This window comes from Campylobacter sp. 2018MI10 (assembly GCF_018501175.1).
Lineage (GTDB): Bacteria > Campylobacterota > Campylobacteria > Campylobacterales > Campylobacteraceae > Campylobacter_E.
On sequence record NZ_JAHCZD010000124.1, the window covers coordinates 1 to 399 of the forward strand.

Below are 399 nucleotides of genomic sequence, written 5' to 3' on the forward strand. Positions count from 1 at the left end.
GATCTTACGGCGTGCGCGCCGACAACGATCTGGTTGATATGATCAAAAAGTTTGGTCCGCGCATCTACTTTACGCATCTGCGCTCTACGCTGCGCGGAGCGAATCCGAAGACCTTCCAAGAGGCCGCCCATTTGCCCGGCGATGGGGATATGTATGAAGTCGTTAAAGCGATTGTGGAAGAAGAGCACCGTCGTAAAGCCGAAGGTAGCGACGATCTGATCCCAATGCGCCCGGACCACGGTCATCAGATGCTGGACGATCTGAAGAAGAAAACGAATCCGGGTTATTCCGCCATTGGCCGTCTGAAAGGGCTTGCGGAAGTCCGCGGCGTCGAACTGGCTATCCAGCGCGCTTTCTTTAGCAAATAACCTTCTTTCGCATGGCGCGACGCGTCATGCG

1 protein-coding gene is annotated in these 399 nt (G+C 55.1%); it reads left to right on the forward strand.

Annotated features, from left to right (window positions below; translation table 11 throughout):
* Nucleotides 1–368, forward strand: a 368-nt coding sequence (gene uxuA / locus KJR01_RS09960; RefSeq protein WP_214119094.1) for a mannonate dehydratase, incomplete at its 5' end; no start/stop codon positions are given.
* Nucleotides 369–399: the final 31 nt, after the last annotated feature.